Origin of the sequence: Serratia sp. CY29653 (assembly GCF_052169255.1) — a bacterium.
In the GTDB taxonomy this organism is placed as follows: domain Bacteria; phylum Pseudomonadota; class Gammaproteobacteria; order Enterobacterales; family Enterobacteriaceae; genus Serratia; species Serratia sarumanii.
Genome location: NZ_JBJNLC010000001.1, coordinates 1,564,980 through 1,584,306 on the forward strand (window position 1 = coordinate 1,564,980; position 19,327 = coordinate 1,584,306).

Here is a 19,327-nt window from a genome sequence, read left to right on the forward strand (position 1 = left end):
CCACGTGATAGCGCAGCATTTGAACGACCTCAGCCGTTGCAAGAGCACATAGTGATGGCGTTACCGCCACTGGAGAGTGTTATGACCGCGATTAAACCGGACGCCATCGACCGCGTTCTCCCCGCCGCCACGCCCTGGCTAGCCGTCATCAACGTGCTGTTCGCCGGCATCGCCGCGGCGCTGCACGTGGGCAAGGCCACCATCGCGCTGCCGGCGCTGGAGGCCGAGTTCGGCCGTTCGCTCGAAGCGCTGAGCTGGGTTATTTCGGCCTTTCCCTTCGTCGGGGTGTTCGGCGGCATCGCCGCCGGGCTGCTGGTGCGCCGCTGGGGCGACCGGCGGCTGCTGGCGCTCGGGCTGCTGATCATCAGCGCCGCCAGCTTTACCGGCGCCGCGCTGCACGACTTCAGCGGGTTGATCGTCAGCCGCTTTGTCGAAGGCCTCGGCTTCGTGATCGTGGTGGTCGCCTCGCCGGCGGTGCTGAACCGCATCGTCGCCCCGGCGCAGCGCAGCCTGGTGTTCGGCATCTGGAGCACCTTCATGCCGGCGGGCATCGCCATTTCGCTGTTTTTCGGCCCCCACCTCGCCGGCTGGCAGCAGAGTTGGCAGGCCGGTGCGGCGCTGACGCTGCTGGCCGCCCTGCTGCTGCCGCTGACCACGTCCCGCCGCACCGCCGAGACGCACGCGCCGTCCTTGCCGCTGCGGCGAGCGCTGGGCGCCCTGCTGCGGGCGCGCCGACCGCTGTTGCTGGCGCTGATGTTCGCCACCTACAACCTGCAATTTTTCTCGGTGATGACCTTCCTGCCGATTTTCCTGATGCAGCGCATAGGCCTGACGCTGGCGGCCGCCGGCGGTATCAGCGCGGCGGCGGTGGCGGCGAACATCATCGGCAACCTCGCCGCCGGGCTCTTGCTGTCGCGCGGTCTGCGCGCCGGTAGCCTGCTCGCGGCCACCAGCCTGATCATCGGCGTCTTCGGCATCGGCATTTTCTTGCCGATAACGCCCAACGCCCTGCTGATCCCGCTGTGTTTCCTGTTCTGCGCCATCGCCGGCATGCTGCCCGCCACCATTCTGGCCGCCACGCCGGCGGCGACGCCGGAACCGACGCTGCTGCCGCTGAGCCTGGGGCTGGTGATGCAGGGGAACTATCTCGGCCAGGTGATCGGCCCGGTTGCGCTGAGCGCCATCGTGGCCGCGGCCGGTTGGGCGGCCCCGGCCTGGCTGGTGCTGGCGGCGGCCGTGTCAGGGGCGCTGTTGGCGCTGGCTTTTCTCAGCCGGCGGCATAAGGCGGGGTGATAAGCAGAAAGGTGGTTCTGTTTGTTATAAGCGGTGCTGAATTTTCCCTGGTGCAGGTGCCTGCCTATCGCGAAGGATAAGGCCAATGATGATCGAGACCTGACAATGACAAGGCGCCGGTGGCCGCGAAATACACCAGCAGGCCAGCAAAGGCGATCAGTAGCGCCTTCTCGATGACGCCGAGTCGTTTGTGTTCAGTCATTTGCATACTCCTTCGTGGTATCGGGCGAACGGCCGCCCTCATCAACACTAGGAAAGCCTGGCGCAGGCGGCAAGCGCGGCTCACAAAATGAAACACAATCGATAAATTTTGTTAATTATTTAGCCCTCTTTCTTTTCTCACGCCGCCGCCTGTTCACCCTGGGGCGCCCGCCTTGCCCTTAATAACCCTATGGAATACGCCACTAAAAATCCCCTACCGGTTAAGTAAAGGTGATGATAGTGTTGTTTTCATTCAGTTCATCTATGCTGAAAATTCATCTTTTGAGGGACGACTATGATGTCTAAAGGCATTTCCAAGGGATTCTTTATTCTGATCCTGTTCATCGTTACCGCCGCCTTTCTCGACGTGCTGGGGCCTTACTACTCCTCGGTGCTGTGGGCGGTCATTCTGGCGGTGATTTTCCATCCGGTAAAAAAGAAACTGAAGCAGTACGTCGGCGAACGCAACGGCGTGGTGTCGCTGCTGACGGTGGCGCTGATCTGCCTGATCGTGTTCACGCCGTTGGCGATCATCGCCTCGTCGCTGGCGATGGAATTCAACGTGATCTACACCAAGCTGCAGACCAACAACAGCCAGTTGCCGACCATGCTGGCGGACTTTATGCGCCACCTGCCCGGTTGGGCGCAGCGCTTCCTGGCGGAACATAACCTCAACAGCGCAGCCGAGATACAAAAGCAGCTTTCCGAGGTGGCGCTCAAGGGCGGGCAATATCTGGCGGGCAGCGTCTTCCTGATCGGCAAGGGCACCTTCAACTTCGTCGTCGGCTTCGGCGTGATGCTCTACCTGCTGTTCTTCCTGCTGAAAGACGGCCCCTATCTGGTGAACCTGGCGCTCGAAGCGCTGCCGCTCTCCCAGCACGTAAAACACCACCTGTTCGTGAAGTTCGCCGCCGTCTCCCGCGCCACCGTTAAGGGCACGGTGGTGGTCGCCGTGGTGCAAGGCGCGCTCGGCGGGCTGGCGTTTTACTTTACCGGCATCGACGGCAGCCTGCTGTGGGGCGCGCTGATGGCGTTCCTGTCGATTATCCCGGCCGTAGGCTCCGCCATCATCTGGGTGCCGGCGGTGATCTACTTCTTCGCCACCGGCATGCTATGGAAAGCCATTTTCCTGGTAGTGTTCTTCGTGGTGGTGATCGGCCTGGTGGACAACATTCTGCGCCCGCTGCTGGTGGGCAAAGACACCAAAATGCCGGACTACCTGATCCTGATTTCCACCCTGGGCGGCATGGAGATCTACGGCATCAACGGCTTCGTCATCGGCCCCTTGATCGCCGCGCTTTTCATCGCCTGCTGGAACATTCTGTCCGGCCGCGACAGCGAGGAGAACATCGAAGAGATCGACGAAGCGTTTATCGAGGAAGGCAAAAATCATCCCGACGCGGTGGAGTAAACCTCCCGCAGCGAATCACGCAGGGGCCCAATGGGCCCCTTTTTTGTCAGTGGTTTTGTATCAGCGCGCCGGGATAAAAAAGACCTGCTCCGGATCGCCGTCATCGAGATTGTCAATCTGGCCGCTGGCGACAAATCCGGCGTTCAGCAGCAGCCGCTGCATCGGCAGGTTGGAGCGATTGGTGGAGGTGAACAGCTTCGGGTGCCGGCAATGGGACTTCAACGCCGCAATCAGCGCCTGCCCGACGCCCCGGCGGCGATAGCGCTCGCCGACCATCAACATCTCGATAAAGCCGCAGCCGAAGAAGTGATAGTGCAGCACCCCATAGCCCATCACCATGCCCTGTTCCTCGGCAAGAAAACAGATGCCCTGCGCGCACCAGGCGCGGATTTGCGCCGCGCGCTGCGGCGCATTCTGAGCAACGCTGTCCAGGGCGATCAGGGCTGCGGCATCGGTTTCCGCAGCAAGGCGCACAAGCATATTTAACCCCTCATTCGTATGGATGACGGCGGAACCACTTCAACGAAACGGCAACCGAAGCGGGATAATTTTTACATCCCCGCCAAATTTTGTAATCCTATTATAGAGTTACTAAAAACACGCCAAGGAAGGAAAACATTTCCCGATGAAAATACCGCAAATCTCCGCCGCCCTGCTGTTTACCCTGCTGCTGGCGGGCTGCCAGTTCCACAAAACCGTGTTCCCGCCGCCGTATATCGGCACTCCGCAAGAGATTAGCACCTACGAAGTGAAAGGGCTGACCTTCGTCACCACCGTCACCTTCAGCGGCCTGTTTGCCGAAGAGCTGGTGCGCGAGTACGCGCAGAAACACCACTACCGCTATTACGTGGTCACGATGCGCAGCAACGGTTTTAAAGATCAAAGCGAGCGCGTGAGCGCAATGATGTATCGGTGAAGATCTCTGATTTAGCACTGCACTGATTTTGGGCCAAGGTCAGTGAAAAACTGGCTTGCACAAGTTCATAACTATAGCAGCCCTCCGCCAGCAAGCATAAAAAAGAAAACATGCTTGCTAGACGTAGGCATTTGTATACAATAGCAACGTTCACTACTACTGGAGGATGTGCTATGAAGAAAGAAAGTTCCCCACAATCCCTAGGTGGAAAAGCGAGGGCAACGAAGCTCTCTTCAGAAGAACGTAAAGCCGTTGCTTCAAAAGCAGCTTCAGTTAGATGGGAAAAAGAAAAAAATAAGCTTCCTGTAGCAAAAAACGAAGGGATCCTCAGAATAGGAGATGCTGAGTTAGATGTAGCTGTTCTTGACGATGGAAAGAGAATTATTTCTCAAACGTCTGTGTTTAAAGCATTAGGGCGACCGACTCGAGGCGTCAAGTCAACACAAGATGGCGAGGTTGTTATGCCAGCTTTCATGGACGCAATCAACTTAAGACCTTTTATAAATCAAGAGTTAATGGATTCAATAACCCGAGTAAAATATCAAACACATTCGGGAGTCCCCCTCGAAGGATATGATGCTTCAATATTGCCTTTAGTTTGTGATGTATATTTACAGGCCCGTGAAGCAGGTGTCATTACTCGCAGTAACCAGTTGGACACCGCCAGAAAAGCAGAAATATTAGTTCGCTCATTAGCTAAAGTAGGGATAATCGCGTTAGTTGATGAAGCAACAGGTTACCAAGAATTAAGGCCTCGAGATGCGTTACAGGCATTTTTAGACAAGGTTATTAGCAAAGAGTTAGCTGCTTGGGCAAAAAAATTCCCGGACGAGTTCTATGAGAATATTTATAAACTTCGTGGCTGGCCCTGGTCGGGAATGAGTAAGAACCGTTTCAGTGTTGTAGCTCATTATACTAGAGACTTAGTATACGAGCGTTTGGGCGATAGTATTTTGGTGGAGTTAGAGAAAAAATCACCCAGGGATGAAAAAGGAAACAGAAAAAACAAATTACACCAATGGCTTACTGATGATGTAGGTAACCCTATGCTCGCTCAGCACTTACATTCAATTATCATGATGCAAAGGCTCGCCATTTCGAATGGATACGGATGGAATAAATTTGTTAAAATGGTCGACCAAGTGATGCCAAGAAAAGGCGGAACGTTTGAATTGCAGCTGACAGATCCTACAGAAAAATAGTTTAAAAATACAAAAGCCGAGTCAACATCTGAAATGTACCTCGGCATTTCTGGAATGAAAAAATATTTCTTAATATACCTTAACTTTATTTAAAGGACAGTCTTTTTAAATTATTATCTTTACTGATCAATTATAGAAAATCACTTGTTTTAACTATATAGATAACCATGAGCATTCAGTTTCTTATCATTACTATGCCATATCAAAGATATCATGACATCCCTCAAGTGTTCGGAGCTCTAAGCCGCCGTCGTGGCAATAATGTCGCCTAGATACTTTTTGCTATCGAGTCAGCCACTACGTCCTTCATATGACACGACACTAAGGTAGTAGCCAAGTAGAAAATCTATGATTAATATTGCTCAACCATCGACATTGGCAACCATAAAAAGCATAACCAATTTAAATAAAAAGCCAATTTAATAAGTTGATAACTTAGTTTTCTGTATCAAACTGATATACCCCGTACACCCTGCTTCTACACTCTATCCATGCTTGCGATTTCCGCATACCTAACCTTTCGGTGGCCAATTTCTTCAGTTCTGCCATACGGATCTCTCCTTTCCCTGCGTCGAACAGCTATAATCCAAGAAGTGGAGTTATTTGATAATGATAAGGAGGGAGTATGTATAAAACTATCTTGGTTCCAGTCGATATTACCGAGCCGGAATTAACGCAGCAGGTCATCCCACATGTCAACGCGCTCGCCAAGCTCGAAGACTCCCACGTCCATTTCCTGGCGGTGATCCCGTCACGCGCCACCTACGCCGCTTTCGGCTTTGCCGCCACCGCGGCGATAGAAACCAAAGACGAAATCATTGCGGTAGCGACCGAAGGGTTGGCGAAAGCGGCCAAAGAATTCAGCGTGCCTGAAGATAGAGTGACCACGCACGTGGCCGTCGGCGATCCTAAAGATCAGATCCTGGAACTCGCTGATGCGCTTAACGCGGAGATTATTGTGATGGGTTCCAACCGCCCTTCTGCGATCACTTACCTCCTCGGCTCCAATGCCACCGCCGTCGTGCGCCACGCCAATTGCCCGGTGCTGGTGGTGCGTGAATCGGCCAATCCTTGATATCCCATGCCCATTCGAACAATAAAAAAACGGGAGCCCTAAGGCTCCCGCTCTTATTCAAACGCCAAACACACTTACATGTGCTCTACGATAGCGTCGCCAAACTCTGAACATTTCAGCAGTTTAGCGCCTTCCATCAGGCGTTCGAAGTCATAGGTCACGGTCTTGGCGGCGATGGCGCCTTCCATGCCTTTAACGATCAGGTCAGCCGCTTCGAACCAGCCCATGTGACGCAGCATCATCTCTGCGGACAGGATGATGGAGCCTGGGTTCACTTTGTCCTGGCCGGCGTACTTCGGCGCGGTGCCGTGAGTCGCTTCGAACAGCGCGCAGTCGGAGCCGATGTTGGCGCCCGGTGCGATGCCGATGCCGCCGACCTGGGCAGCCAGGGCGTCGGAGATGTAGTCACCGTTCAGGTTCATACAGGCGATCACGTCGTATTCCGCCGGGCGCAGCAGGATCTGCTGCAGGAAGGCGTCGGCGATCACGTCTTTAACCACGATCTCTTTGCCGGTGTTCGGGTTCTTGATCTTCAGCCATGGGCCGCCGTCGATCAGCTCACCGCCGAACTCTTCGCGCGCCAGCTCATAGCCCCAATCCTTGAAGGCACCTTCGGTGAACTTCATGATGTTGCCTTTGTGAACCAGGGTCACGGAGTCACGGTCGTTGGTGATGGCGTATTCGATCGCCGCACGCACCAGACGCTTGGTCCCTTCTTCGGAGCATGGCTTCACGCCGATACCGCACTGCTCTGGGAAGCGGATTTTCTTCACGCCCATTTCGTCGCGCAGGAATTTGATCACTTTGTCCGCTTCGGCGGAGCCGGCTTTCCACTCGATGCCGGCGTAGATGTCTTCGGCGTTTTCACGGAAGATCACCATGTCGGTCAGCTCAGGCTGTTTCACCGGGCTTGGGGTGCCCTGGTAGTAACGCACCGGGCGCAGGCACACGTACAGGTCCAGTTGCTGGCGCAGGGCCACGTTCAGAGAACGGATGCCGCCACCGACCGGGGTGGTCAGGGGGCCTTTGATGGCGACGCGGTAGTCGCGGATCAGGTCCAGAGTTTCGTCCGGCAGCCACACGTCTTTACCGTAAACGTGGGTAGATTTTTCGCCGGTGTAGATTTCCATCCAGGAGATTTTACGTTCGCCGTGGTAAGCCTTTTTAACGGCCGCATCAACCACGTGGATCATGGCAGGAGTCACGTCAACGCCGATGCCGTCGCCTTCGATGAACGGGATGATCGGGTTATGAGGAACAACCAGTTTACCCTGGGCGTCAACCGTGATTTTTTTACCTTCTGCCGGAACAACTACTTTGCTTTCCATCAACCTCTCCTTCAAGCGCAATTTTGTTAATGCTTTGTAAGATGCGTGTAGATACTACTTGAATATTCGGTCCGCGCCAATCCGAAACGGATTCGGTTATAATGCGCTTATCATCCGTAATCTCAACCGTTATGAAAAAATTCTCTGTTAGAAATCACAAAGTTAAACGATTCAGCAAGCCGAATACCGCCAAACCCGCCGCGCCGAAAGGGCCGCGCCGAATTGTGTTATTCAACAAGCCCTTCGACGTGCTGCCGCAGTTCACCGACGAAGCCGGCCGCGCCACGCTGAAAGAGTACATCCCCTTCCCCGACGTTTACGCCGCCGGGCGTCTGGATCGCGACAGCGAAGGGCTGCTGGTGCTGACCAACGACGGCCAGCTGCAGGCGCAGCTCACCCAGCCGGGCAAGCGCACCGGCAAAATCTATTATGTGCAGGTCGAGGGCGCGCCGCAGGAGAGCGATCTGGCGCCATTGCGCAGCGGCGTCACGCTGAAAGACGGCCCCACGCTGCCCGCCGGGGTGGAGTTGGTGGCCGAGCCGCAGTGGCTGTGGCCACGCAACCCGCCGATCCGCGAACGTAAATCCATCCCCACTTGCTGGCTGAAAATCACCCTGTATGAAGGGCGAAACCGCCAGGTGCGTCGCATGACGGCGCATATCGGGTTCCCTACCCTGCGCCTGATTCGCTACAGTATGGGTAATCTTTCGCTGGGTTCACTGCAACCTGGTGAATGGAAAAGCATCGATTCCCTGTAGACCGATCACTGATGGAGGCGCCATGAGGAACACACTGACCGCGCTGCTGTTCACCGCACTGGCGGCCCCGCTCGCCGCCCAGGCCGCCAGCTTCGACTGCGCCAAGGCGGCAGGCAGCGATGAACGCGCCATCTGCGCCGACCGCACGCTGAACGATCTGGACGTGCAAATGGCCACAAAATACCAATTCCTGTGCGGCCTGTTCGCCATGGGCGCGCGCGGCGCGATGCAGGACAGCCAGCAGGACTGGCTGGCAAAACGCCAGCGGTGCGGCGGCGACACCGCCTGTCTGCTCAAAAGCTATCGCACCCGCATCGCCGAGCTGGACGACATCTACCGGCGCATCGACAAACCGCTGTAAGGAGAGCGCATGTTCAAACCGCACGTCACCGTGGCCTGCGTGGTGCACGCCGCCGGCAAATTTTTAGTGGTCGAAGAGACCATCAACGGCAAAGCGCTGTGGAACCAGCCGGCCGGCCACCTGGAGGCCGACGAGACGCTGGTGCAGGCCGCCGAGCGCGAGCTGTGGGAAGAGACCGGCATCCGCGCCGCGCCGCAGGCGTTCCTGCGCCTGCACCAGTGGATCGCGCCGGATCGCACGCCGTTCCTGCGTTTTTGCTTCGTTATCGAGCTGGAACAGCCGCTGCCGACCGAGCCGCACGACAGCGACATCGATCGCTGCCTGTGGCTGAGCGCCGACGAGATCTTGCAGGCGCCCAACCTGCGTTCCGCGCTGGTGGCGGAGAGCATTCGCAGCTACCAGCAGCCGGAGCGCTACCCGCTGTCGCTGGTCGGCAGCTTCGCCTGGCCGTTTTAAGGGCGCGGGGCAGCACAAGATGAACAGTGCGCCGGCGCGGCCAACGTGGTAAAATCCTGCGCTTGTTTTTATCAGCACGGTTCGTGTTCAAGTTCGTGAGATCCCCATGTCAGACAACAGCCAGAAAAAAGTAATCGTCGGTATGTCCGGCGGCGTCGACTCTTCCGTTACCGCCTATCTGTTACAGCAACAGGGCTATCAGGTCGCTGGGCTGTTCATGAAGAACTGGGAAGAAGACGACGACGAAGAGTACTGCTCCGCCGCGACCGATCTGGCCGACGCGCAAGCGGTCTGCGACAAGCTGGGCATCGAACTGCACACGGTGAACTTTGCGGCGGAATACTGGGACAACGTGTTTGAGCTGTTCCTGGAAGAGTACAAGGCCGGCCGCACGCCGAACCCGGACATCCTGTGCAATAAAGAGATCAAATTCAAAGCCTTCCTGGAGTTCGCCGCCGAAGATCTGGGGGCCGATTTTATCGCCACCGGCCACTACGTGCGCCGCCAGGACGTGGACGGCAAGAGCCGCCTGCTGCGCGGCGTCGACGGCAACAAAGATCAGAGCTACTTCCTCTACACCCTGAGCCACGAGCAGGTGGCGCAAAGCCTGTTCCCGGTCGGCGAGCTGGAGAAGCCGGAGGTGCGCCGCATCGCCGAGCAGTTGGAGCTGGTCACCGCCAAGAAGAAAGATTCTACCGGCATCTGCTTTATCGGCGAGCGCAAGTTCCGCGACTTCCTCGGCCGTTACCTGCCGGCGCAGCCGGGCCCGATCGTCAGCGTTGACGGCCAGACCGTCGGCGAACACCAGGGCCTGATGTATCACACCCTGGGCCAGCGCAAAGGGCTGGGCATCGGCGGCCTGAAAGACAGCAGCGAAGATCCGTGGTACGTGGTGGATAAAGACGTGGCCAACAACGTGCTGGTGGTCGCCCAGGGGCACGATCACCCGCGCCTGATGTCTACCGGCCTTATCGCGCAGCAGCTGCACTGGGTGGATCGCCTGCCGCTGAGCGGCCCGTTCCGCTGCACGGTGAAGACCCGCTATCGCCAGCAGGATATCCCTTGCACCGTGACCCCGCTCGACAGCGAACGCATCGAAGTGCGTTTCGACGAACCGGTCTCCGCCGTCACACCCGGCCAGTCGGCGGTGTTCTACCAGGGCGAAATCTGCCTCGGCGGCGGCATCATCGAACAGCGCCTGGCGTAACTGCCCGGCAAAAGAAAAACGCTGCGTTTACCGCAGCGTTTTTTTATTCAAAATTCCACCTGCGCCCCCAGTTCGATCACCCGATTCGGCGGGATTTCGAACAGATCCGGCGCGCGCAGCGCATTGCGCTGCAACAGCTGGAACACCTTGCCGCGCACGCGCAAATACCAGGGCCGCTTGCCCAGCACCAGCGTATCGCGCGACATAAAGAACGAGGTCTCGTTCATGGTGAAGCTCATCCCCTCCAACCCACAGCGGTAAAGGATGTCCGTGACGTTGGGCGTCTCGCGCCAGCCGTAGCTCGCCACCACCCGCCAGAAACTCGCCGACAGCTGTTCGATCGCCACCCGCTGCACGTTATGCACGTACGGCATGTCGGTGGTGACGATGGTCAGCAGCACCACGCGCTCATGCAGCACCTTGTTGTGCTTCAGGTTATGCAACAGCACCAGCGGCACCGCGTGCGGCGTGCGCTCCATAAACACCGCGGTGCCCGGCACCCGCTTCGGGGGCGCCTCCTCCAGCGACTCGATCAGCGCGCTCAGCCCCTCCTGGTTGTCGCGCAGCCGGCGGATCAGGCGCGAGCGCTCGGTCTTCCAGGTCAGCATGATCAGCAGAATCATCAGCCCCAGCACCACCGGCAGCCAGCCGCCGGTCGCCAGCTTGATCAGGTTGGCGCCGAACAGCGGTACGTCGATGCACAGCATGACAACCAGCATCAGCCCGCCCAGCGCGCGCGGCCAGCCCCAGTTTTTCACCGCCACGATGCTCAGCAAAATCGACGACAGCAGCATGGTGCCGGTCACCACGATGCCGTAAGCCGAGGCCAGGTTGCTGGAGTGTTTGAAACTGATAATCACGATCAGCACCGCTGCGAACAGCAGCCAGTTCACCACCGGAATGTAGATCTGCCCGGACTCCTGATCGGAGGTATAGATGATGCGCATCGGCGGCAGGTAGCCCAGCCGCACCGCCTGACGCGTCAGCGAGAACACGCCGGAGATTACCGCCTGCGAGGCGATCACCGTCGCCAGCGTGGCGATCACCAGCAGCGGGATCAGCGCCCAGGTCGGCGCCAGCAGGAAGAACGGGTTGTTGATCGCCGCCGGATTGGTCAGCAGCAGCGCCCCCTGGCCGAAGTAGTTCAGCACCAGCGCCGGCGCCACCAGCGTAAACCACGCCAGACGGATCGGCTTTTTACCGAAGTGGCCCATATCGGCGTACAGCGCTTCGGCGCCGGTGACCGACAGCACCACCATGCCCAGCGCAAAAAACGACACCGTCTTGTATTCGAGGAAGAAATTCACCGCCCAGTAAGGGTTCAGCGCCCGCAGCACGCCAGGGTGCTGCAGAATGCCGCCGATGCCCAGCAGCGCGAGCGTCAGGAACCAGATAACCATCGCCGGGGCGAACAGCTTGCCGACGCTGCCGGTGCCGCGTTTTTGGATCGCAAACAGCGCGGTCAGCACCAACAGCGACAGCGGCACGATAAAGCTGTCCAGTTCGGGGGCGATAATCTGCAGCCCCTCGATGGCCGAAAGCACCGAAATGGCCGGGGTGATCACCCCGTCGCCGTAAAAGAAGCTGCCGCCCACCAGCCCGATCAGCACCGCCGCCGGCACCCAGCGCGCATCCAGCCTGCGGATCGCCAGCGACATCAGCGTCAGAATGCCTCCCTCACCGTCGTTGTCGGCGCGCATCACGAAACAAATGTATTTAATGGACACCACCAGCGTCAGCAGCCAGAAAATCAGCGACAAAAAGCCGTAGATTGAGGCCGGCGTCATGGTGATGCCCTCCTCCGCCGTCAGGCATTCGCGCAGAGTATACAGCGGGCTGGTGCCGATATCGCCGTACACCACGCCGATGGCCGCCAGCGTTACCGCCGGCAGCGGCTGCTTGTTTTTTACGTGCATATGAAGATCTTTATTTGAGGGCTCACGTTGGCAGTATAGATGCAGCCGCCGCACTTTATTTGCCGCCGCAACAATAAGTTCGCGCCGCCGCGCCGGCGATTTTCGCCGCCTGTCTGCGCAGTTCTGCGCCGTACGGCGCCTCCGCCTCGTCTCGGGCGTATTAGACGCTGGGTTTAGCCTCGATTTTGTGGCATGATCCGCGGCATTCGTTGTCATCGTTGTTACAGCCACGCCCGTTCGTTACCGTTCGCGGCCGCCGCCGTTACCCCTGCGATACACACAACCTTATGCAGTAAGCCATGTACCGTTCACAGCGTTTACAGGAGTAATCGTGGCGAAGAATTATTATGACATCACGCTGGCCATGGCGGGTATCAGCCAGTCGGCGCGTTTGGTTCAGCAGTTGGCCCATGAAGGGCAATGCAACCGCGAAGCCTTTCAGACCTCGCTGAAAAGCCTGCTGCAGATGGACCCGCCCTCCACGCTGGCGGTGTTCGGCGGTGAAGAACGCAATTTGATGGTCGGCCTCGAAACCCTGATGGGCGTGCTTAACGCCAACAACAAAGGGCCGGGCGCGGAACTGACCCGCTACACCATCAGCCTGATGGTGCTGGAGCGCAAACTCAACGCCAACAAACAGGCGATGAACACGCTCGGTGAACGCCTCAGCCAGCTCGAACGCCAGCTGGCGCACTTCGATCTTGAGTCGGACACCATCATCAGCGCGCTGGCCGGCATTTACGTCGACGTGGTCAGCCCGCTCGGGCCGCGCATCCAGGTGACCGGCTCGCCGGCTATCTTGCAGAACCCGCAGGTGCAGGCCAAGGTTCGTGCCACGCTGCTGGCCGGCATTCGCGCCGCCGTGCTGTGGCAACAGGTCGGCGGCAGCCGCCTGCAGTTAATGTTTTCCCGTAATCGTCTGTTCAAGCAGGCGCAAAATATCGTTGCTCATTGTTAATCGATCCCAGGAGTTGCTACCGATGGAATTATCCTCACTGACCGCCGTTTCCCCCGTTGATGGACGCTACGGTGATAAAGTCAGCGCACTGCGCCCCATTTTCAGCGAATACGGTCTGCTGAAATTCCGCGTACAGGTTGAAGTACGTTGGCTGCAAAAACTGGCGGCCTGCGCAGAAATCAAGGAAGTTCCCGCTTTTGACGCCGACGCAAACGCTTTCCTCGACAAAATCGTCGCGGAATTCAATGAAGAAGACGCTCAGCGCATCAAAACCATCGAGCGCACCACCAACCACGACGTGAAAGCGGTCGAGTATTTCCTGAAGGAAAAAGTGGCGGCGGTGCCTGCGCTGCACGCGGTGTCCGAGTTCATCCACTTCGCCTGCACCTCCGAAGACATCAACAACCTGTCGCATGCGCTGATGCTGCAAAGCGCCCGTCAGGACGTGGTGCTGCCTTACTGGCGCAAGATCATCGACGCGCTGAAAGGGCTGGCGCTGGAATACCGCGATATTCCGCTGCTGTCGCGCACCCACGGCCAGCCGGCGACCCCGTCGACCGTCGGCAAAGAATTCGCCAACGTGGCTTACCGCATGGAGCGCCAGTACCGCCAGCTGGAGCGCGTGGAGATCATGGGTAAAATCAACGGCGCGGTCGGCAACTACAACGCCCACATCGTCGCTTACCCGGAAGTGGACTGGCATCAGTTCAGCGAAGCGTTCGTGACCTCGCTCGGCATCACCTGGAACCCGTACACCACCCAGATCGAGCCGCATGACTACATCGCCGAGCTGTTCGACTGCGTAGCGCGTTTCAACACCATTCTGATCGACTTCGACCGCGACATCTGGGGCTACATCGCCCTGAACCACTTCAAGCAGAAGACCATCGCCGGCGAAATCGGTTCTTCCACCATGCCGCACAAGGTCAACCCGATCGACTTCGAAAACTCCGAAGGCAACCTGGGCCTGGCCAACGCCGTGCTGGGCCACCTGGCGGGCAAACTGCCGGTGTCCCGCTGGCAGCGCGACCTGACCGACTCCACCGTGCTGCGTAATCTGGGCGTAGGCCTGGGCTACGCGCTGATCGCCTATCAGGCCACCCTCAAAGGCATCAGCAAGCTGGAAGTGAACCAGGCGCACCTGCTGGACGAACTGGATCACAACTGGGAAGTGCTGGCCGAGCCGATCCAGACCGTGATGCGCCGCTACGGCATCGAGAAACCTTACGAGAAGCTGAAAGAGCTGACCCGCGGCAAGCGCGTGGACGCCGCCGGCATGCAGGCGTTCATCGATGGCCTGGCGCTGCCGGAAGAAGAGAAAACCCGTCTGAAGGCGATGACCCCGGCCAACTACATCGGCCGCGCCACCACCATGGTCGACGAGCTGAAATAAGCGCTTTAGCCTGACAACGACAAGGCGGCCTGCGGGCCGCCTTTTTCTTTGCTATTCGCCGCGCAGCACCTGCAGCCGGGCTATCTGCCGCCCCTGCGCATCGAAGTTGTCCGCACTCAGCCAGCGCGCCAGCGCCTGCCGCACCGTCGGCCAGCGGTCGGCGGTGATGGCGAACCAGTCGGTATCCCGGCTGCGCCCCTTGACGATCACCGCGAAGCGGAAGTTGCCCTCGTAGCGAAAGCCAAAGCGCAGCGCGGCCTGGCGGGACGGCGCGTTATGACTGTCGCACTTCCACTCGCAGCGGCGGTAGCCCAGCGTGTCGAAGGCATAGCGCAGCAGCAGCGCGATGGCTTCGGTGGCGCTGGAGCGCTGTTTCATCAACGGCGACCAGCTGACGTGGCCGATCTCCAGCACCCCGCTGGCTTCGTCGATGCGCATCAGCGCCACCGTGCCCACCGGCGCATCGCTGGCGGCGTCGAACACCGTCAGATTAACCAGCGCCGGGTTGGCCTGCAGCGTCTCCAGATGCTGCAACATCGCCGCCGGCGTATCGGGCCGTTCGATGGACAGATAGGTCCAGTCGCGGCCGTCCGGCGCCAGTTGAAACGCCTCGAACAGCGCGGCGTAATCCCGCTGCGGCTCGAGCGGCGCCAGCGAGCAGAAACGCCCGCCGAGCGTCGCGCCGCCGGGGCGGCGAGCCGGCTGCCAATCCGGCATCGGTTCTCCGACCGGCTGACCATAACGATTCATTGCCATAAACGCCTCCTGCGGTTAACGGGTATAAACGATAAACGAGCTTCTTCTGCCGATTTTGTCGTACAGCGAACGCGCCGGCGCGTTGTACTCCTGGGTCATCCAGTAGACCCGATCGCTGCCGCGTGCCTCCGCCAGTCGATACGCCTGTTCGAACAGCTTTTCCGACACCTTGTGGCCGCGCGCCTGCGGCGACACATAGAGATCCTCGATATAACAATAGCCGACCGCGCTCCAGGTGGACGGGTGGAACACCAGGTTCATCAGCCCGAGCAGTTGGCCGTCGGCATCCTGCGCCACCAGCCCGTACACCTGTTCATCCTGCCCCAGGCGTTCGAAGGTGCGATCGGTCACCTGCGGCGCCACGTCGGCGCGGTAAAAATCGAGATAGCCCTGCCACAGCGCCAGCCATTGCGCTTTGTCGTCGCCATTGATTCTGCGGATAGTCACTTCAGGGTTGTATGGGTTCATAGCGCCTCACGGAGTAAGATGTTATTTCCATTGGGGAAATAACCGGATAGCGGCAGAATACACCGCGCGGCGACGGTACAATACGGACCAATACGAAACACAGAGCAGACCAATTTTAGCCGTCGCTTGCCACCGGCAGCGCGTTGAACACCTGCGCCAGCGTCGCGATAAAGCGCACGATCTCATCCGGCGTATAGGCCGAGAAGCCGAGCACCAGCGCCCCGCGCTGCGGCGTGCCGGTGTAGAAGTCCGCCAGGCCGTACAGCCGAATCCCCCGTTCGGCGGCGGCCGCCACCAGCCGCCGCTCCGTCGCCGCATCCGCCAACGGGCACACCAGCTGCAGCCCGCCCTGCGGCAACGCCGGGCGCGTCCAGGCCGCCAGGTGACGATGCACCGCGTCGTACAGCACGTCCAACCGCGCCTTGTACAGCGTGCGCATATTGCGCAGATGCTCGGCGTAGCCTCCCTCGTGCAGGAAGTGGAACAGCGTCATCTGCGCCAGCGCCGACGTGTAGCCGTCCTGAAACTGCCTGGCGGCGACCAATGGCCGCACCAGCTGCGGCGGCACAATCATGAAACCGATGCGCAGCCCCGGAAACAGCGTCTTGCTGAAGGTGCCGATGTACAACGTGCGCCCGCCGCTGTCCAGCCCCTGCAATGCCGCCTTGGTTTGCCGGTCATAGTTGAACTCGGCGTCGTAGTCGTCTTCGATGATCCAGGCCCGCTGCCGCTGCGCCCACTGCAGCAGCGCCAGCCGCCGCTCGAGGCTCAGCGAATACCCCAGCGGGTAGTGATGGGACGGCGTGATGTAAACGCCCCGTCCGCCGCCCGAGGCCTGCATCAACTGCCCAACGTCCAGTCCCTGCTCGTCGATACCGATCGGCCGCGCCTGCAGCCCCGCCGACTGCACCAGCTTTTTCGCCCCTTGGTAACCCGGCTCTTCGACGAACACCGCATCGCCGGGATCGAACAGCACCTGGGTACACAGCGCCAACGCCTGCTGAGAGCTGGTCACCACGATCACCTGTTCCGCCGTCGCCTTCACGCCCCGCTCCCGCTGCAGATAGCGCGCGATCTCCGCGCGCAGCTCCGGCAACCCTTGCGGATCGGCATACCCCAACAGCCGCTCGCCGTGCCGCCGTAGCGCCTGCTTTTCCTGCTGCAGCCATTGCTCGATGGGAAACGCCCGCAGGTCCGCCAGCGAAGGCGTCAGCGAAGCCTGGCGGCTGGTGTGCGGCGTATGGCTGACCGCCAGCAGCGCCCGGCCGCGATCGCTCAGCTCGCGCTCCGCCAGCCGCGCCTCTTGCCCTGCCGCCGTCGCCAGCAGTTCACGGCCGAGCAGCGTGTCGCAGCGATAACGCACAAAGCTGCCGCGCCCCACCGTTCGGCTGATGAACCCCTCCGCTTCCAGCCGCGCGTAGGTCTGTTCCACCGTGTCGCGCGCCACCGTCAGCCGGGCCGCCAACGCACGGCTCGGCGGCAGCTGCGTCCGCCAGGGCAGTTCTCCGGCGGCGATTAGTTGTATCAGGGCCTGATGCAGCGCCGAACGCCGGGTCAGACCTTGCCGCCGCTGCTGCGCGAAGGCGGCCAGGATCGCCGCGTCGTCCGCGTGTCGTGGGGTATCGCTCATGGGGTATTTGTTTCTCCTGGCTCAGGGGGCCGACGCACTACTCTACCTCATTTCACCCCGGCGGCGGCGGCAGTTGCGCTGCCCGGCGAAATCCCCTTAAATAAGCCATCGCATTGCGGCTACAGGACTTCCGTCGGCTATGAGCAAGGAGACCAACCAGCGTCTGCTGGACAAACTGCAGCAGGATCTGGCCAGCGCGGGCGCGATGCCGCTGTATTTGCGCTTCAACGCCTCGGTGCGCCAGGCCATCGAGCAGGGGTTGCTGAATGCGGGGGATTTTTTGCCCAGCGAGCGCCTGTTCACCGAACGGCTCGGCATCTCGCGCATCACGGTGCGCAAGGCGCTGGCCTGCCTCGAGCAGGACGGCATCATCGGCCGTTCGCGCGGCTACGGCACCTTTATCCAACCGCAGCGGCCCGAGCCGAAGCTGTTCTATTCATTGGCGGACGTCAAAGGATTCTCGCGCGAGGTAATACAGCAGGGGCGCCGGCCGGATACACAGTGGATCAGCCGCGAACGGATACCCGCCGGCGCTGAACTGGCTGAAAAGCTCCAGCTGGCGGCCGGAACGCCGATCTACCAGCTCAAACGCATTCACCTGATCGATCGGCGGCCAATGTCGGTGGCGGTGTCCTACGTGGTGGTGACGGCAATTGCCAACGTCGACGAGATCGGCATCTCGCTGTACGACTACTTCCGGCGCAATAAGGTGGAGATGGGATCGCTGCGCAGCCAGGTCAGCGCGGCGATGGCCGACGACGATATCCGTCAGGCGCTGCGGCTCTCGGAGCCGATGCCGCTGCTGATCGTGCGCCAGACGCTGTTCGACCACCAAAAAAAGCCGATCGAATACAGTGAAAGCTTCTGCCGCAGCGACATGTACGAATTTACCAGCGAAAGCTGACCCGTTGCGTCACGCGGCGGCTTACGACTCGCCCTGCCGGCGGCGGCGAAAACGCGCGAACGCCTGAACGTAAGCCCCGATATCCAGCGGATTCACCCGTTTTAACTCCGCCAGCAGCCCCGGCTCAATCGCCTCGGCGCCGTGCAGCGCGCCGCAAACCGCGGTGGCCATCGCGCCGATGGTGTCGGTATCGCCGCCCAGGTTGGCGCACAGCACGGCGCACCGGGTAGGATCGGTTTGCGCCAGCTGCACCATCGCCAGCGCTGCGGGCACCGACTCGATGGTGCTCACCCCGGCCCCGATCAGCTGATATACCCGCTCGGAGGCCTGCTCGGTGCCGGTGGCTTCATCCACCACCTGAAACGCCAGTTCGATGCGCGCCGCCAGCGAAGGGCTGAACGTCGTCTCCTGCCGGCGCTGGGCATACTCCGCCACCCCCGGCAACGCCAGGCGAATGGAGGCCCAGTCAGCCCCTTCCACCGCCCGCGCCACGGCCCAGGCGATCGCCACCGCACCGGCGACGGCGATGTCGGATTTGTGCGTCGGGCTGCAGGCCAGCCACACCTGTCGGCAGAAGTCCTCCAGCGGCGCGGAAGGCAGCACGCAGCCCAAAGGCGAAATGCGCATCGCCGCACCGTTGGTGATGCCGTTGTTTTCCAACTCGGCGATCGGTGTGCCCGCTTTCTGCTCGCTCAGCGCCAGTTTGGAACTGGGGCCGAGAATGTTCTTGTTGAAAGCGTCAAAACCGTCCACCCAGCGGATCACGTTGCGGGCGATCAGCTCCGGCACCACCTCGCCTTGCGCCTCCACCAGCGCATCGGCCAACGCCAATGCCATCGCGGTATCGTCGGTATATTGCCCGGCCTTGAAATAACAGGCGGCGGTGTTCTCCGCCGGCCCGTCGAGAAAGCCGTCTATCCAGCCGAAGTGGCGCTTAACCCGCTCGCGCGGCCACAGCTCGGAAGGCATGCCGAGCGCGTCGCCCAGCATCTGTCCGTAAAGTGCGCCCGCTATGCGTTCCGCCTGGGTTAACTGCTTCATCCGTCGCTCCTGAGAAAATGTGCCGATGCCTCAATAATACCTTATTAGTACCT

20 protein-coding genes are annotated in these 19,327 nt (G+C 59.8%); 12 read left to right on the top strand and 8 right to left on the bottom strand.

All coding sequences use genetic code 11. From position 1 onward, the window contains the following. Positions 1–81 precede the first annotated feature (81 nt). Entirely contained in the window at positions 82–1,293 is a 1,212-nt protein-coding gene (locus ACJ8HN_RS07520) for an MFS transporter (RefSeq protein ID WP_442523226.1), read from the top strand. Positions 1,294–1,357: 64 nt separating this feature from the next. On the opposite strand, the gene ACJ8HN_RS07525 is transcribed toward ACJ8HN_RS07520, so the two are convergent. Next, a complete protein-coding gene (locus tag ACJ8HN_RS07525) occupies positions 1,358–1,495 on the bottom strand; it encodes a hypothetical protein (RefSeq protein ID WP_172904836.1) in 138 nt (45 codons plus the stop codon). A gap of 294 nt (positions 1,496–1,789) precedes the next feature. On the opposite strand from ACJ8HN_RS07525, the gene ACJ8HN_RS07530 reads away from it, so the two are divergent. Then, positions 1,790–2,905, top strand: coding sequence for an AI-2E family transporter (locus ACJ8HN_RS07530; RefSeq protein WP_033646364.1), 1,116 nt, complete (start codon positions 1,790–1,792; stop codon positions 2,903–2,905). Between the two features lie 60 nt (positions 2,906–2,965). Here ACJ8HN_RS07530 and ACJ8HN_RS07535 read toward each other — a convergent pair whose 3' ends face one another. Continuing rightward, positions 2,966–3,385, bottom strand: a complete 420-nt coding sequence (locus ACJ8HN_RS07535; protein WP_047567925.1) for a GNAT family N-acetyltransferase — start codon at positions 3,383–3,385, stop codon at positions 2,966–2,968. 145 nt (positions 3,386–3,530) lie between these two features. Between ACJ8HN_RS07535 and ACJ8HN_RS07540 the strand changes: the two genes are divergently transcribed. The 3 genes from ACJ8HN_RS07540 (at position 3,531) to uspF (ending at position 6,098) form a co-directional block, all read left to right on the top strand. Further along, positions 3,531–3,821, top strand: a complete 291-nt coding sequence (locus ACJ8HN_RS07540; protein WP_060420723.1) for a hypothetical protein — start codon at positions 3,531–3,533, stop codon at positions 3,819–3,821. Positions 3,822–3,994: 173 nt separating this feature from the next. Next, positions 3,995–5,023 (top strand): P63C domain-containing protein, encoded by a 1,029-nt coding sequence (locus ACJ8HN_RS07545; RefSeq protein ID WP_197765847.1) that lies wholly within the window; start codon positions 3,995–3,997, stop codon positions 5,021–5,023. A gap of 625 nt (positions 5,024–5,648) precedes the next feature. Then, complete coding sequence (uspF, locus tag ACJ8HN_RS07550; protein WP_049234402.1) at positions 5,649–6,098, top strand: universal stress protein UspF; 450 nt, start codon at positions 5,649–5,651, stop codon at positions 6,096–6,098. Between the two features lie 74 nt (positions 6,099–6,172). Here uspF and icd read toward each other — a convergent pair whose 3' ends face one another. Next, positions 6,173–7,426, bottom strand: a complete 1,254-nt coding sequence (gene icd / locus ACJ8HN_RS07555; protein ID WP_033638224.1) for an NADP-dependent isocitrate dehydrogenase — start codon at positions 7,424–7,426, stop codon at positions 6,173–6,175. A 131-nt stretch (positions 7,427–7,557) separates the two neighbouring features. Here icd and rluE point away from each other — a divergent pair, with 131 nt between their 5' ends. From rluE to mnmA, 4 genes are all read left to right on the top strand, one after another. Further along, entirely contained in the window at positions 7,558–8,184 is a 627-nt protein-coding gene (rluE, locus tag ACJ8HN_RS07560) for a 23S rRNA pseudouridine(2457) synthase RluE (RefSeq protein WP_033646369.1), read from the top strand. Between the two features lie 22 nt (positions 8,185–8,206). Next, the gene (locus ACJ8HN_RS07565; protein ID WP_442523227.1) at positions 8,207–8,545 is read left to right on the top strand and encodes a lysozyme inhibitor LprI family protein; all 339 of its coding nucleotides are present in this window, start codon (positions 8,207–8,209) and stop codon (positions 8,543–8,545) included. Positions 8,546–8,554: 9 nt separating this feature from the next. Continuing rightward, the gene (locus ACJ8HN_RS07570) at positions 8,555–9,001 is read left to right on the top strand and encodes an NUDIX hydrolase (RefSeq protein WP_041034763.1); all 447 of its coding nucleotides are present in this window, start codon (positions 8,555–8,557) and stop codon (positions 8,999–9,001) included. Positions 9,002–9,107: 106 nt separating this feature from the next. Further along, a complete protein-coding gene (gene mnmA / locus ACJ8HN_RS07575; protein ID WP_033638220.1) occupies positions 9,108–10,208 on the top strand; it encodes a tRNA 2-thiouridine(34) synthase MnmA in 1,101 nt (366 codons plus the stop codon). Positions 10,209–10,255: 47 nt separating this feature from the next. On the opposite strand, the gene kup is transcribed toward mnmA, so the two are convergent. Next, on the bottom strand, positions 10,256–12,124 hold the full coding sequence (gene kup / locus ACJ8HN_RS07580) for a low affinity potassium transporter Kup (protein WP_033646371.1): 1,869 nt from the start codon (positions 12,122–12,124) through the stop codon (positions 10,256–10,258). 331 nt (positions 12,125–12,455) lie between these two features. Here kup and hflD point away from each other — a divergent pair, with 331 nt between their 5' ends. Further along, entirely contained in the window at positions 12,456–13,082 is a 627-nt protein-coding gene (hflD, locus tag ACJ8HN_RS07585) for a high frequency lysogenization protein HflD (RefSeq protein ID WP_033638217.1), read from the top strand. Between the two features lie 22 nt (positions 13,083–13,104). Continuing rightward, positions 13,105–14,475 carry an adenylosuccinate lyase gene (purB, locus tag ACJ8HN_RS07590; RefSeq protein WP_033638215.1) on the top strand — a complete coding sequence of 457 codons (1,371 nt, stop codon included), beginning with the start codon at positions 13,105–13,107 and terminating at the stop codon, positions 14,473–14,475. Between the two features lie 51 nt (positions 14,476–14,526). Here the strand turns inward: purB and ACJ8HN_RS07595 are convergent, their stop codons facing one another. From ACJ8HN_RS07595 to pdxR, 3 genes are all read right to left on the bottom strand, one after another. Beyond that, the gene (locus ACJ8HN_RS07595) at positions 14,527–15,231 is read right to left on the bottom strand and encodes a GNAT family N-acetyltransferase (RefSeq protein ID WP_354620390.1); all 705 of its coding nucleotides are present in this window, start codon (positions 15,229–15,231) and stop codon (positions 14,527–14,529) included. A gap of 15 nt (positions 15,232–15,246) precedes the next feature. Further along, a complete protein-coding gene (locus ACJ8HN_RS07600) occupies positions 15,247–15,699 on the bottom strand; it encodes a GNAT family N-acetyltransferase (protein ID WP_049235126.1) in 453 nt (150 codons plus the stop codon). Between the two features lie 115 nt (positions 15,700–15,814). Next, the gene (gene pdxR, locus ACJ8HN_RS07605; protein WP_442523228.1) at positions 15,815–17,329 is read right to left on the bottom strand and encodes a MocR-like pyridoxine biosynthesis transcription factor PdxR; all 1,515 of its coding nucleotides are present in this window, start codon (positions 17,327–17,329) and stop codon (positions 15,815–15,817) included. Positions 17,330–17,468: 139 nt separating this feature from the next. Between pdxR and ACJ8HN_RS07610 the strand changes: the two genes are divergently transcribed. Further along, a complete protein-coding gene (locus ACJ8HN_RS07610; RefSeq protein ID WP_033646376.1) occupies positions 17,469–18,233 on the top strand; it encodes a GntR family transcriptional regulator in 765 nt (254 codons plus the stop codon). A 21-nt stretch (positions 18,234–18,254) separates the two neighbouring features. Here the strand turns inward: ACJ8HN_RS07610 and ACJ8HN_RS07615 are convergent, their stop codons facing one another. Next, a complete protein-coding gene (locus ACJ8HN_RS07615; protein WP_033653865.1) occupies positions 18,255–19,274 on the bottom strand; it encodes an ADP-ribosylglycohydrolase family protein in 1,020 nt (339 codons plus the stop codon). Positions 19,275–19,327 lie beyond the last annotated feature (53 nt).